This window comes from Lactiplantibacillus sp. C232, from assembly GCF_023806725.1.
GTDB lineage: Bacteria > Bacillota > Bacilli > Lactobacillales > Lactobacillaceae > Lactiplantibacillus > Lactiplantibacillus plantarum.
The window spans coordinates 144,872-160,205 of sequence record NZ_JAMSKZ010000006.1 but is presented as its reverse complement, the minus strand read 5'-3'; the positions used below and the strand labels follow the sequence as shown (position 1 = coordinate 160,205).

At 46.3% G+C, this 15,334-nt stretch carries 9 protein-coding genes; 2 read left to right on the top strand and 7 right to left on the bottom strand.

The window, feature by feature from the left end; genetic code table 11:
- Positions 1-30 precede the first annotated feature (30 nt).
- The 4 genes from MZO41_RS07925 to MZO41_RS07910 all read right to left on the bottom strand — a co-directional run bounded on the left by MZO41_RS07925 (position 31) and on the right by MZO41_RS07910 (position 2,816).
- Positions 31-546, bottom strand: a complete 516-nt coding sequence (locus MZO41_RS07925) for a GNAT family N-acetyltransferase (RefSeq protein WP_003641062.1) — start codon at positions 544-546, stop codon at positions 31-33.
- 5 nt (positions 547-551) lie between these two features.
- Positions 552-1,013, bottom strand: a complete 462-nt coding sequence (gene tsaE, locus MZO41_RS07920) for a tRNA (adenosine(37)-N6)-threonylcarbamoyltransferase complex ATPase subunit type 1 TsaE (protein ID WP_003643982.1) — start codon at positions 1,011-1,013, stop codon at positions 552-554.
- A 109-nt stretch (positions 1,014-1,122) separates the two neighbouring features.
- Entirely contained in the window at positions 1,123-2,100 is a 978-nt protein-coding gene (gene pta, locus MZO41_RS07915; RefSeq protein ID WP_003641060.1) for a phosphate acetyltransferase, read from the bottom strand.
- A 23-nt stretch (positions 2,101-2,123) separates the two neighbouring features.
- Positions 2,124-2,816: a uracil-DNA glycosylase gene (locus MZO41_RS07910; protein ID WP_003643980.1), complete on the bottom strand. Its 693-nt coding sequence runs from the start codon at positions 2,814-2,816 to the stop codon at positions 2,124-2,126.
- Positions 2,817-2,931: 115 nt separating this feature from the next.
- Between MZO41_RS07910 and MZO41_RS07905 the strand changes: the two genes are divergently transcribed.
- Positions 2,932-3,801: a Cof-type HAD-IIB family hydrolase gene (locus tag MZO41_RS07905; protein WP_003641058.1), complete on the top strand. Its 870-nt coding sequence runs from the start codon at positions 2,932-2,934 to the stop codon at positions 3,799-3,801.
- Positions 3,802-3,824: 23 nt separating this feature from the next.
- Positions 3,825-4,388 carry an LURP-one-related/scramblase family protein gene (locus MZO41_RS07900; protein WP_128650884.1) on the top strand — a complete coding sequence of 188 codons (564 nt, stop codon included), beginning with the start codon at positions 3,825-3,827 and terminating at the stop codon, positions 4,386-4,388.
- Between the two features lie 273 nt (positions 4,389-4,661).
- Here the strand turns inward: MZO41_RS07900 and MZO41_RS07895 are convergent, their stop codons facing one another.
- The 3 genes from MZO41_RS07895 to MZO41_RS07885 all read right to left on the bottom strand — a co-directional run bounded on the left by MZO41_RS07895 (position 4,662) and on the right by MZO41_RS07885 (position 14,940).
- Positions 4,662-5,396, bottom strand: coding sequence for an amino acid ABC transporter ATP-binding protein (locus MZO41_RS07895; RefSeq protein WP_003641056.1), 735 nt, complete (start codon positions 5,394-5,396; stop codon positions 4,662-4,664).
- Between the two features lie 2 nt (positions 5,397-5,398).
- Positions 5,399-6,835: an amino acid ABC transporter substrate-binding protein/permease gene (locus MZO41_RS07890; RefSeq protein ID WP_003643977.1), complete on the bottom strand. Its 1,437-nt coding sequence runs from the start codon at positions 6,833-6,835 to the stop codon at positions 5,399-5,401.
- Positions 6,836-7,227: 392 nt separating this feature from the next.
- Positions 7,228-14,940, bottom strand: coding sequence for a bacterial Ig-like domain-containing protein (locus tag MZO41_RS07885; protein ID WP_058906923.1), 7,713 nt, complete (start codon positions 14,938-14,940; stop codon positions 7,228-7,230).
- Positions 14,941-15,334: the final 394 nt, after the last annotated feature.

Here is a 15,334-nt window from a genome sequence, read left to right as displayed (position 1 = left end):
GTTTGCCGTCAGTTCAGCGAATCCCGGATTTCAAACCCAGATTCCCATATCAATAGCTGGAACCCGTTTGCCGGTTGGGTCAACGACATCATAGCTCGTTGCCGTACAATTTTCGAACCCAAGATGCTGGTACAGCTTAACGGCACGCACATTTCGTAACTGGACCGTCAACACGAGGCGTTCCAATGAGCTATAGTTACGCGCCCAATCTAAGACTTCCTCAATCAAAGCAGTCCCCAGACCCATGCCCCAAAATTCTTTAAGTACCGCTACGCCAACTTCACCTTGCGCCGCACTAAAATCCGTACTAGCTTGCACGGTGCTCACACCAATCAACCGTGAATCTAATGTCGCAACGAAAATAATGTTGGTCGTTGTGCCATTGATACGCTCAATTTGCGCCTGTTCATCCGTTTCACTCAAATCCTCAATGCCTTCATCAACAGTGAAAGTATTACTTTCACGTCCGAGCTGAGCTAGTAGCGCTAATAATTGTGCTGCATCCGCGACTTCAGCAGGCCGTACATCAACAACTTCTTCTGCCATGGTTGTCACTCCTTCAATTGATCAACCAGTCGTTGATAGTGTTCACCAATGGGCTTGAAGGTTATTACCCGCTGGTCATCGGCATCAGTGTCCCGGCTAATTGCAATTCGCAAGTAAGTCGTCGGTAAGAGGTCGGCAATAAACTGTGACCATTCCACAACACTAACGCCATCACCATCAAAGTATTCATCTAAGCCTAAATCTTCCGCACCGCCATCTTCCAAGCGGTAAACATCCATATGATAGAGCGGTAGTCGCCCCTGACGATATTCCCGGATGAGCGTAAAAGTCGGACTCTTAACGTTATTAGGAATGCCCAGGCTTTTTGCTAACCCCTTTGTAAAAGTTGTCTTACCAGCACCTAAATCACCATCTAGTAAGATTAAATCACCAGGTTGCACTAATTGGCCAAGTTTGGCCCCGATTGCCATGGTTGCTTCCGGCGACGTTACCGTGATTGATTCCATATTCTTCCAACTCCTCATCCAAATTAACTGTTCTTATTATAGAAAAAACGAAGGAAACTTCAAAGTACAAGCTCTGAAGTTTCCCTCGTTTAACAAACTAAGTGACCGTTTAAGCTAATCCTTGGGCTGCTGTAATAATCGCAACCTTATAAACGTCTTCTTCACTGCATCCACGTGACAAGTCGGAGACCGGCTTGTTCAGGCCTTGCAAGACAGGACCCACCGCTTCAAAATGACCAAATCGTTGCGCAATCTTATAGCCAATATTACCAGACTGAAGCTCTGGAAATACAAAGACATTGGCATGACCAGCTACTTTGGAACCAGGAGCCTTTTGCAAACCAACTTTTTCAACGAAGGCCGCGTCAAATTGAAGTTCACCATCGATAGCCAATTCCGGTTCAGCAGCTTGCGCCTTGGCCGTTGCTTCTTGCACTTTAGTGACCATTTCACCCTTAGCCGAACCCTTAGTTGAGAAGCTGAGCATCGCAACTTTCGGGTCAATATCGAAGACCTTAGCAGTAGCCGCACTCTGAGTGGCAATTTCCGCTAACGTATCGGCATCGGGATCAATATTGATGGCACAGTCAGCAAAGACGTAGCGTTCCTCACCCTTTTGCATGATAAATGCACCCGAGATTCGGTGTGAACCGGGCTTGGTCTTAATAATTTGTAACGCTGGCCGTACCGTATCACCAGTTGGATGGATTGCACCTGAAACCATCCCATCCGCTTTGCCCATATAAACGAGCATCGTGCCAAAGTAGTTTTCATCTTCCAGCATTTTAGCCGCTTGTTCTGGCGTATTCTTACCTTTCCGCCGTTCAACGAGGGCATCAAGCATTGCTTGCTTATCTTCAGCCGGGTATGTCGCAGGATCAAGGACTTGAACGCCTGTTAAATCCGCATTCAAATCGTTAGCCACAGCCTGAACTTTGTCCGTTGCACCTAAAACAATCGGCTTAACCAAGCCGTCTGCAGCTAATCGCGCTGCCGCACCGACAATTCGGGGTTCAGTTCCTTCAGGGAAAACAATTGTTTGATCTTTACCAGTAATTTTTTGTGCTAATGACTCAAATAAATCCATGTGATAACCCTCCAATAAATTAATTAATGCTCAAGATTGACGTGCTCTGGTAACTGCCAATTGATTGGCTGTTCGCCGAAGGATGTTAACGCAATGTTCGTTTTTGAAAATGGTTTGGACCCAAAGAATCCGCGATAAGCTGAAAGCGGACTCGGATGAGGTGCTTGTAGCACGACATTCGTCTGGGTATCAATCAGCTTAATCTTGGACCGAGCCGCCTTACCCCACAAGATAAAGACAACCGGCGTCGATCGTTCCGATAAACGCTGAATGGCAACGTCCGTAAGTCGTTCCCAGCCCTTACCAGCGTGTGAAAAGGCCACACCATTTTGAACAGTCAGCACGGAGTTCAATAACAAGACTCCCTGCTTGGCCCAACTTTCCAAGTAACCGTGGTTGACGGGCGTACACCCAACATCATCTTGCAATTCTTTATAGATATTGACTAGTGATGGGGGCACTGCCACGCCCGGTAACACTGAAAAACTCAGTCCGTGTGCCTGACCAGGACCATGATACGGATCCTGACCTAAAATAACGACCTTCGTGTCAGCAAATGGCGTCCATTCAAAGGCCTGAAAAATATTATACATATCTGGGTGAATATTTTTCGTTCGGTATTCATTTTTCAAAAATTCGTGTAATTGGTGGTAATACGGCTTCTCAAACTCTGGTTTTAAGACGTCCCACCAGTCCGTGTGAATAAACGCTTTCATCCTTAACACCTCTCGTTTTATTGTATCATAACCAAAACCACTAATGATAATAATTCTGTATTCAGACGTAAACATGTTAGAATGTAATTATTAAAACAACTAAGGATGTGACAACATGATTTCGATTATCGCCTCTGATATGGACGGAACGTTACTCAACAATGAAATGGTCGTTTCCGATTTTAACGCTAATGCCATCCGTCAAGCACAACAGCAAGGCGTGCACTTTATCGTCTCCACCGGCCGCCGATTTTCTGAAGCTCAGCCACTACTGGCCGCTCAAGGCATCACGGCACCCTTGATTACGTTAAACGGTGCCGAAGTATACGACGCTTCTGGCAAAATGCTCGACATGGTGCCCATAACCAATAGCGTGGCCCGCACCGTTTTTCACACGCTAACCTCACAAGGTTACTATTTTGAAGTCGTAGGCAACGATGGTATTTACTCTAACAGTAAAGCCAAGCGAATCGAACAAATTGCACATCTCCTAACTAACCTGAATCCAGATACAACGTTCAAAATTGCGGTATCGCTCGCGTCAGCCCGCTTAGAACTTATGGACATCAATTACGTGGACAACTATAACGAGTTATTGGATGATCCGACTAAGCATGTCATGAAGATTATCGCTTTCAGCGAAGAAGGGCCCGCTAAGCTAAAACCCCTTAGTGATGAAATTCTGGCAAAACATTCGTCCCTCAAAATCACATCTTCATCCGCATCAAATATCGAAATCAATAATATTAATGCGCAAAAAGGGATTGCAGTCGAGCGCTATGCGAATATGCTGAATACCCCAATGAGCGATGTCATGGCGATTGGTGATAATAATAATGACGTCTCCATGCTCGAATTAGCTGGCGTAAGTTACGCTATGGGTAATGCCAGTCCCGAAGTCAAACAGTTGGCCCGCTATATCACTGATACAAATGTCAACGATGGTGTCGGCAAAGCAATCTTAGAAGTGCTTGCCAAACAATAGTTTCCGGAAAACGGAGGTTGAAGATGCGTAAATTATATTTCAGCCGCAATAGCTTCGCCCAAGGTGCCCGGATTGTTCGCGATGCGCACAACCAATCTCACTATCTCTTAGTTGGTCGGTGGGGGCGGCGCCAAGACGCGCTCAGTTTATACGCGATCCAAGGTGAGCTACTTGCCGAAATTCGACAAACAACCCTCGGATTGTTGCCAAAATTCGATTTATACTATAACCGTCAAAACGTCGGTTCTATTAGTAAAACGCTGGGCTTCTGGCATGAAATGCTCTATGTTCGCAAGCTTCGCTGGATTATCATGGGAAGCTTGAGTGCCGAAAACTACCGCGTTTATCATGGTACTGAATTAATCATGACGATGCGACCAGTTGTCACCACTAACGGTGAAGCATTTGAATTAGCAATTACTGATCAATCCACAGAACCACTGTGTATTTGCATTGCGGCGATCCTGGATCACTGGCAAAAGCCGATCAACCGCGCGCGGACACCAATTGCGAAAAAGGGACTCAATGTTAGCTTTGGTGAAAGTAATTATACATTGACACCCCGTAATAAGGTGCCCCAACACTAAATAGAACTAGCCATAAAACAACGGCCACCCCTGTTTCGGGATGACCGTTGTTTTTAGTTAAGTTGGCATAACTAGTTTGCCAGCTTAACACCCTATCAAAGTTGACGTGCCGATCAAGTTGCCCATATCACGGTATTCACTAGTTAATCGTCCTCAGAGCAACACCGCTTCATCTGCTATGCAAGCACGTTACTACAGAATAGGCGCGCCAAGAATTAAACCAATTCTTAGCGCGCCTATTTGACGGGTTATTTTATTATGACCAGCCGATACTTAAACGTTGATCACTTTTTGTAAGAAATCTTGTAACCGGGGACTTTGTGGGTGTTCGAATACATCCTCAGGCTTCCCCGTTTCTTGAATCAACCCATCCGCCATAAAGACGACCCGGTCGGCCACTTCCTTGGCAAAGCCCATTTCGTGCGTGACCACAATCATCGTCATACCATCTGCGGCTAATTTCTTCATAACATCCAACACATCCCCGACCATTTCGGGATCCAGTGCTGAAGTTGGTTCATCAAACAACATGATTTTCGGATGCATGGCTAGCGCTCGAGCGATGGCCACCCGCTGCTTTTGCCCACCAGACAAGGACTTAGGCATGGCATCCGCCTTATCGGACAAGCCGACCGTGGCAAGTAAGTCACGCGCTGTTTTCTCAGCTTCCTGTTGACTTTCCTTTTTGAGTTGAGTCGGTGCTAAGGTAATATTTTGTAACACTGATAGGTGTGGAAATAAGTTAAAGTGTTGGAACACCATCCCAATATTTTCACGGACCAAATTAATGTTAGTCCCCTTGTCAGAAAGATCATAACCGCTAATGACAACTTGCCCTTGTGTTGGAACTTCCAAGTCATTTAAGCAGCGTAAAAACGTACTCTTACCAGAACCAGATGGTCCAATCATGCAGACTACTTCGTTATCTTGAACTTCAAGGTTTAACCCTTTCAAGACTTCGTTATCGCCGTAGCTTTTATGCAAATCTTTGACAATTACTTTCGCCATGCTTAGTTAATCCTCCTTTGAACCCAGTTAGATAACCATGTTAATAACGTAATGATAATCAGATAAATAATCGCAATCATTAACCAAATCTTAAAGCCTTCGAAGTTCCGGGCAATAATCAACGTCCCAGTTTGGGTTAATTCAACGATCCCAATAACGGATAGAATTGACGTATCCTTCAGCGTGATAATAAATTGGTTAATGAACGACGGAATCATGATTCGAATTCCTTGGGGCATAATAACCTTGCGCATAGCCGTCCAGTATGGCAACCCGAGTGAACGGGCCGCCTCCATTTGACCATCGTCGACCGCGGCAAAGCCCCCCTTAACAAAGGCTCCGGTATAGGCCCCTTCGTTAAGCATCAACGTAATCATCCCAGCAACGAACGCGGGAATCTTAAAGCCGTGCCCAATCAGGTCTGGGAACCCAATGTAAATAAAGAAGGCCAACACCATCAATGGCATCCCACGGAAAATATAAATAATCGTACTGGAGATGGCCGGACCAAGTTTACCCGGCATAACGCCTAAGACCCCAAGAATCAGTCCGAGGATCGTCGCTAAAATAATTGAAATAACCGTTAATTCCAAGGTCATCCATAACCCTGAGCCAATCGTATCCAAGTTTTGGGTGAACAAGCCAATAAAGGTCCGACTGCTTGCGTCTTCACCCGTTAAGGATGCTTCACTAGACTTCAAGTACTTGTTAATGATCTTTTTGTAAGTACCATCCGCTTTAATCGCTTTGAGACCCGCGTTAAATTTCTTTAACAGTTCCGCGTTTTTACCTTTTTTAACCGCGAAACCATAGTCGCCGGCCTCGTGTTGCTTGGAAACAATCTTCAACGCGATGCCATTCTTGATTCCGTATGACATCACGGGATAGTCTTCAAAACAAGCAGCCGAGTTGCCGACCTTAACATCGTTATACATGTTATTCGAGTCATTGAAATACTTGATTTTGAAGCCGTACTTGCTCTGAATCGACTTCGCATAGGTTGCACCAGCTGTCCCCGTTTTAAGGGCCACGGTCTTACCTTTCAAATCTTTAAACGTTTTGACCTTGCTATCTTTAGCCACAGCCATAACCACCCCGGAAGTATAGTAAGCGTCTGAAAAATCAAACGTCTGCTTCCGTTCAGCCGTAATATTCATTCCGGCAATTACCCCATCAACTTGGTTCGCACTAAGCTGCTGAACAGCGGCACCGAAACTAAGCGCTTTTAATTTATAATTGAAATTTTCTTTTTTGGCAATTGCCTTCAAAATATCGATATCAATTCCCTTATACTTACCACCCTTGACCTGAAATTCGAACGGCGCAAAGGTTGTATCCGTCGCAATCGTATACGTCTTAGCCTGGGCCTGGGTACCAATCGCAAACCAGCTTCCCAACGCTGCTAACAACATGACAACTGCAACTTGCCACTTTCTCATCGACGAGACCTCCTCAAATAGTTTACCGGAACGGTATGTCATAAAATATAACATAATTCATGTCTCGCGACCAATTCAATTTTTTATACTTTTTTAATTTAGCTTTAATGATGTCGCTATCATCAGCTGTTTACTTAATAAAATAAAGTAAATAGTCATTTCTAGCAAAGATTCTGATGAAAGTACCCCCTTTTTATGTTTTAAAATTTTGTTCAAGCATTAATCACTGCTTAACTGAATACTTGACACTAGATTCATCAACCCGCGCAACCAGCCATTAAGTCCAAACAGCAGCAGTTAACAAAACGGACCAATTCAAAATGAATCGGTCCGTTGCAAGAAATCGCTATCAATTTTAGCTAATCGATGGACTTAACACGCCAATCGTACGCTTAATCCTCATGCGTATGCCGCCGACGTCCTAATCCCATTAACCCTAATAATCCCGTTAATCCGAGTACTACCGCGCCTTGTTGTGCTGAGCGGTCGCGCTCGCCCGTCTGTGGCAGTGTGTCAGCAGTCGTGTCAGTTACTCGTGTCACAGGTGTCGCTGCTGCTTTGGCTGCGCTAGTATGCTCATTGTTGGCCGGTAGAGCTGGCTCAGCGGTCGTCTTGACCTTAGTCTGTGCACGAGTAGCCGCGGCCGGTTGTTGCTTTGTCGTAATCCGATCATCAACGCCCCAGTCGACGGTATGACCATCCGAATCGTTAGGTCGCTCACTCGGCTTCGGTGTTTCACTAGGATCAGCGATACCTGCATGATCATTGTTGTCAGGGTTAGTCGTCTCACCATGATCATTGTTGTCAGGGTCGGTCGTGTTAATGTGATCATCTTCCGGCAAGACAACGGTCACCACAGCCGTTTTAGTTAACTGATTACCGGCAACATCAGTATAGTGGTAAGTCAACGTGTACTGGCCAGCGCGTTGCGTGTTGACCGTACCATCGACCGCGATATCGGCTAATGTCAGTGCTTGGCCCTGGGCATCGGTTGCACGTTCAAAATTATCCTGAGCAGTCCAAGCGTTTCCAACGGTCAACTGACTATCACGCACTTGTAGCTGGGCCTGACTAGCCAATACATTGATGCTCGTCGTGACAGTAATCAAATTACCCGCACGGTCCATGTAACTTAGTGTCAGTGGGTAATTGCTGGCCCGCCGTAAGTTCAAGGTACCATCTACAGTCACCCGCTGGCGCTGCGCCGCTGTCAGCAACGTGCCATCCGCTGCCAAACTCGTTGACCAGTCAACACTATCATTCAGTGACCAGGTCGTCTTAGGGCCGGCAATCACGGTAACTGGCCGCGTACTGATTTTAGCCTGCGTGGCAACGGTTGTCACTTGGACCAACGCCGTTTGTTGTTGTCCCAGCGAGTCCGTGTAAACCAGTTGCACAGTTTGTGGCTGCCCAATATGGGCAACCGTTAAGTCTGGCATCGCCACGACTGTAATAGCGGCATTATTGACCGCAATCGGCTGGCCCCAGGCGTCCGTTAAACCAGTGACTAGATCCGCAACCGTTAATTTTCCGACAACTGCAGGCCAGATCACCTGATCAGCACTAGTCGTCATGTGCGCCCGTGAGGCGACTGTTGTGACCTCCGCCGTGGTGGTTTGGGTCAATCCTAATTCATCAGTGTAACTGAACGTAACGACTTGAGGCCGCCCCACCATGGCTGTACTCAAGTCCGGGCCTGTCAAGACTTTAAGATTGGCATCACCGACATTAATCACTTCACCGGCAGCATTCGTCACGGTTTTAAAGTTCGTCTGATAATCCCAATGGGCAGTCGGCCCGGCAACCGGTCGAGCGGTTTGGGTCGTTAAGGCGGCTTGATCAACCGTCACTTGGGCAGTTGTTGTCACCTCGTTGCCGTAATCATCGGTATACGTTAGAGTCACCGTTTGGGCACCAGGCTGGCTGGCATCGACCGCACTCATCTTGACATTGGTCAAAGACGACACTTGAGTGCCATCCGCGCCGGTAATCGTTTGCAAAAAGTTGGCTGGCGTCAGTAGCCCCGCATCTTTGGCCCATACAATCTGTGCCGGACGTGGCACGAGTGCCGCCTGTGATGCCGTTAAGGTCAAAGTAGCTGACACAGTATGTGTCTGTTGTAGATCATCTGTGTACATCAAGGTAACCGTTTGCGGCTTATCGATCATTTTAGCCGTTAGTTGCGGGCCGGTTATGACCGTAATCTTAGCTTGATCAGGATTAAACTGGTGGCCTTGCGAATCCGTAACAGTCGCCAATTGTTGCCGATAATCCCAAGTCATACTTGGCCCCCAGATTTGAGTCCGGTTCTGACTATCAATCTTGGCCTGATCAACCGTTACTTTTACAACGGTACTTACTTCGTTACCAGCCGCATCCGTATAAGTTAATGAGACGGGTTGAACACCTGGCCAGGTCGCGTCTAGCTTAGACATCCGAACGATTTGATAATCAGTCACCTGTTGTCCAGAGGCGTCCGTTAAGCTCGTTACAAGGTCATTAGCCGTTAGCTTCGCCGCGGCATCCGGTTGCACGATAACTGCCGCCTTGGCCGTTAACATAGCTTGTGAGGCCTCAGCTGTCACCATTGCCGTGACCGACTGGGATTTCCCGAGCTCATCCGTATAAATCAGTGTGATCAGCTGTTGTTGCCCGACTGAATCAACATTCAGATCTGGCCTGTTCAACACTTTAATTGTCCCCGGTTGGACGGTAATAAGTTGCCCAGTTGCATTCGTCAACTGACTAATACCGGCTTCGTAACTCCACGTTGCCGTCGGGCCGGCAATTACCGTACTTGGTTTTGTCACTAGCTTTGCCTGGTCGACTGTCACATTGGCATACGCGACGGATTGATTACCCGCAACATCCGTGTAAGTCAACGTCAAACGTTGCTGCCCCGCTAACTTGGAATCCAGCACACTCATTTTGACATTGTCGCGATTTGTAATCAGATGACCTTCAGCATCGTATAAACGATCAACTAAGTCCGTTGCCGTCAGTTGTTTAGCTTGATCAGGCCAAATAATCTGGTCAGCAACAGCCGTGATCTTCGCCTTTGAAAGCGTCGTCGTTACAATCACGTCGGTCGTGTGAATTTTACCCAGACTGTCAGTATAGGTCAACGTAACCGTCTGTGGCTTGCCAGCCTTTGCCGGAGTTAAATCAGGCGTAGTAGCTGTAATGTCAGCAGTATCGACATCAATTGTCTTTCCGTTGGCATCGATGACTTGAGTGACGCTGTCCCGGTAATCCCAAGTCGCCGTTGGGCCGGCAATTGGGTGTGTCGCTTGACCAGTGATTGTGGCCAAATCCACGGTGACAGTCGTCTGAGCAGTCGTCTGATTGCCATACGCATCCGTATACGTCAGTGTCACGGTTTGCGGCCCGATAGCTTTAGGATCAAAACCACTCATCGTCACATCATCAAAATTATGAATTTGAACGCCATCCGCATCGTACAGTGCCGACACTAGTGACGACGCAGTAACCATGTTCGCGTTTTCCGCTAAAATTACTTGCTTGGAAACGGCAGTAATGGCCGCTTTTGAAGCCGTGGCTTCAACATTGGCAGTCTCTGTGTGCACTTGCCCTACATCATCAGTATATTCAAGTACAATTTTATAAGTTCCAGCCACACTTAAATCTGGATGTTGAACGACCGTAATCTTAGCATTGCTTAATGTTAGCGATTGTCCCTTAGAATCAGTGACGGCTTTGATGTTATCAGCATAGTTCCAAGTCGCCTTAGATCCCGCCACTTGAGTGTGATTTTGAAGCGTTAGCGTTGCGAAATCCACGGTTACAGTCGTCGAAACAGTCGTTTGATTGCCATACGCGTCCGTATACGCTAACGTTACTGTTTGTGGTCCGATAACTTTAGCATTAAAGCCACTCATCGTCACATCATCAAAATTATAAATTTGAACGCCATCCGCATCGTACAGTGTCGACACTAGTGACGACGCAGTTACCATGGTCGCTTTTTCTGCCAAAATCACCTGCTTAGAAACGGCAGTAATGGCCGCTTTTGAAGCCGTCACTTCAACATCGGCAGTCTCTGTGTGCGCTTGCCCTAAATCATCAGTATATTCAAGTACAATTTTATAAGTTCCAGCCACACTTAAATCTGGACGTTGCACGACCGTAATCTTGGCATCGCTTAATGTTAGCGACTGGCCCTTAGAATCAGTGATGGCTTTGATGTTATCAGCATAATTCCAAGTCGCCTTAGGTCCTGCCACTTGAGTGTGATTCTGAAGCGTTAGCGTTGCGGAATCCACGGTTACAGTCGTCGAATCAGTTGTTTGGTTACCATACGCATCCGAATACGTCAGTGTCACGGTTTGTGGCCCGATAGCTTTAGCATCAAAACCACTCATCGTCACACCATCAAAATTCGTGATTTTGTTTCCCGCCGCATCAATTAACTCGCTGACCAGGTCAGTTGCCGTCAGCTTTTTGGCTTCATCAGGTATGATAATCTGGTCAGCAACAGCCGTGATTTTCGCCTTTGAAAGCGTCGTCGTTACAATCACGTCGGTCGTGTGAACTTTACCCAGACTGTCAGTATAGGTCAACGTAACCGTCTGAGGCTTGCCCACCTTTGCCGGAGTTAAATCCGGCGTCGTGGCTGTAATGTCAGCATCGCCGACATCAATTATCTTTCCGTTGGCATCGATAACTTGAGTGACGCTGTCACGGTAATCCCAAGTCGCGGTTGGACCGGCAATTGGGTGTGTCGCTTGACCAGTGATTGTGGCGAAATCCACGGTGACTGTCGTCGAATCAGTCGTTTGGTTACCATACGCATCCGAATACGTCAGTGTCACGGTTTGTGGCCCGATAGCTTTAGCATCAAAACCACTCATCGTCACATCGTCAAAATTCGTGGCTTTATTTCCCGCCGCATCAATTAACTCACTGACCAGGTCGGTTGCCGTCAGCTTTTTGGCTTCATCAGGTATGATGATCTGGTCGCTGACAGCCGTAATCTTCGCCTTCGAAGCCACCGTGTTGACAACCGCAGTGACTAAGTGTTCTTTGCCCAACTCATCCGTATAACTGAGTGTCACCGTTTGGTCATGGCCGACCATCGCAACACTTAAATCAGGTTCAGTAACGACTTTAATATCAGCGGTTGCGAGATTATCAAGCAACTTTCCATTTGCATCCTTGACCCATTCCAAACCAGCTAGATAGTCCCATTTAGCTTTAGGCCCCGCAATTGGATTCGTTAGCTTGGTCTTCAAATCTGATTGGTCAACCGTTACTTTGGCATAAGCTGTCACTAGATTGCCAGCTTCATCCGTATAAGTAATAGTAACGGTCTGCGCGCCACCCTTGCTCGTGTCAATTGAACTCATTGTGACATCTGTTAGGTTGGTACTAGTATCGACGGGGTTCCCGTTGGCAGCCGTGATTGTCACCAAATCGGCGACTTTTAATTGAGCAACCTCACTGGGCCAAATCGTTAACGGCGCCTTGGTTGTAACTTGTGCCTGAGAAGCAACGACTGTTACTTGAGTTGGGACGCTGATGACATTGCCCAACGCATCCGTATACGTGAGTGTGACAGTTTGCGACCCAATTTGCGTTAAATCAGGTTGCTGATCAACCACAATGTTAAGTCCATCTAAACTAACCGGGTTCCCATCAAAATCAGTGACACTCGTGACATACTGGCGGTAGTCCCAACTTGAGTTTTTGGGTCCTTTAATGATAGTACTATTACGCATTGTTAAGTCGGCCTTAGTTGCGACCATCGTCACCGTGGTGGTTGTCGTGTGGACCATGCCAGTAGCATCATCCGTATACGCCAGCGTAACCGTTTGTGCGCCAGCTTTACTCGTATCCAAGCCTGTAACCGTAGCCGTCGCGAGTTCGTCAGCACTTAGCTTATCGCCGGCCGCATTGCGGGAGTTGTCCGTGTCGATTAAATCATTAATCGTATACGTTGGCTTAGCACCCATTTTGATCGCCAACGGTTTACCAACTAGTTTGCCTTGATTTACCGCTACCGCAACCGTACTAGTTTGCTGCCATACTTTGCCATACGCATCCGTATACTGCAAGTCAACTTGATAGGTACCGGCAGTTTGAGTGTCGACCGTCGTTACAGCAGTATCGCCGTTCACGCTAATCACTTTGACGACTGTGTCAGCGGTCGCATAAATATCGGTCCCATTCACATCTTTTAGTGTTGCAACACTATCGGCAACTCGCCACGTCGTCTTCGGCCCGGCAATTAATCCGGTTACATTCTTGGACGTGAAATCAGCATAGGATGGGCTAGTTTCCCAGACCCAAGTGATTGTATCGGCTGGATTATCGACGCCATTATACAAAGCCATTAACTCACTCGACGTATACGTCTGGGTGGCATCAGCTTGATTGACCCATTTACCGGTATAGCCAGTTCCAGTTGGAATGTCTGGCAATGAACTACCGACTAAATATGTTTTTGACCCAACCGTTAATGCGTTTAGGTTCATGGGCAACGGATTCCCGCTACTATCTTGATTCAAAAACATATCATGATCTGCAGGTTCCTTATTCATATCAGCTTCAGTGACTGCTGCAAAGTTAGACATGTCCAAACTCGCAATGTTGATTGCCTTTAATCCAGGGGTTCCCTCAAACATAAACTTAGTACTAGTTAACGTACTGCCCGTCTGCCAGCCCGTTATATCAAGATCAGTGAGATTGGTATCATTTAAAAACATCGATGACAACGCTGTAACATTCAACAAGTTCCAGCCATGTAAATCCGCCGTTGTTAAACTCTTATCTCCATTGAATAACCCATCTATATCCGTGACCATCCGCACATTCCAAGTACTTAGATCAATACTGGTCAAGGCCGTGTTAAATGAAAACATTCTTTTTAAGCTCACTGGTTGAACCGTATTCAACTGCCACTGACTTAAATCATAAGATTGAACTCGCGAGTCACTGGCGAACATAGAGTCAAAGGACGTACCAGAACTGACATTCCAATGCGCTAATCCTGAGAAGTCAGCAATCTTAGTTCCCATAAACATCATTGAAAAGTCAGTGACTTTCGAAGTATCCAGATTTTCAAGGCCATCAATACTGGCCAAATTTGGATTATACCGGAACATATAACTAGTATCAGTCCCCGCATTAATTGGACCATCAATCACTACTTTCGTTAACTCACTGCCAAAATCCCCCGGTACGTCGCTGACATCACCCACTCCGGTCCAATCACCAGCATGAATCGTCAACACACCATCATCTGTGTACTGCCAGGCACTTGTTCCCAGAGTCCCAGTTGAGACAACAATTGCGGGTGTGGCGGCTCGCGCTAATAGTGCCCGATTTAACTGGACTTTATCGTTAGTCGTCGTAATTGTATTAGTTGTGGCAGTTACAGCTATCGGACTAGTTTCTGAATCCACAACTTTTTCAGTTTCATTAGAATCTTTCGAGTCTGAGTCACCAATACTGGCCATTGTGCTAGTACTTGGCGATGCGACACTTGAACGATTAGTTTGTAGTGATTCATCAGCCACCACCGTGTCCGTCACATTAGATTGAATGCCACTCTCAGAGCCCGTTCCTTGATCATTTTGATAATCAGAATTTTGTGTTGTGACTTTCTGTGAACTCGATGCGACACTTACTGAGCTGTTTGACGTTTGGTCCAAACTGTCGCCAGAACCAGTTTTAGCCTGACTGCTTGCTGATGCCGAATCAGAGGTACTGAGATTACTGGTTGCGTTTTCATTTTCTCCTACTGCCGTAACCGGTTGTTCAGCCTTGGAGTCAGTAGTGGTGCCACTAACCGCCTGTTTTTTTTGAGCACTAGTATTTGTTGTTGCCGCATTAATCGCCGTCGCACTAGACTGAGTCGTTGCCCCTGTTGTACTAGTCGTAGTAGTCCTTAAAACCTGTGAGTTGGATGATGAGGATGCCCCAGCAGTGGTCGTAGCTGCGGTGGCTGCGGTCGTCGTTTCCGTATCTGCCCGACTTATCAGTGGATTCAGAGTAAAGGTAGCCACGGTAATACCAGCAAATACCCAGAAACGTCCCTTTTTATACATTTTATAATGCTGCTTGCTCGTTATAAATCTATTCATACATGTCCCCCCAAGAATCCATGCAATAAATCATATCAAAATTAACTTATTATCAATTTGAGTTATACTAAATCTGATTAATATCAGAATAATAACATTCTCCAAAGTTTAGTATCAATTATATTTATTGAATCAATTAATAAATAACGCGTTTAACTATCAATACAATTATATGCTAACATAATTACCAGCTAAGTCGCAAGTGCTTGTACCCGACCTTTCGCAAAATATTTATAGCCTGATAACCATTTTGCTAGTATCTAGAACATTTATAACAGTGAGCACTACATCAGTACATATAAAATATATGCTTGCCGTCGTCCGTCCACGGCACAGAACCACCAACAACACATACTAAAAAAGGTCTTCCAAGAATCGAATTAATTCTTGGAAG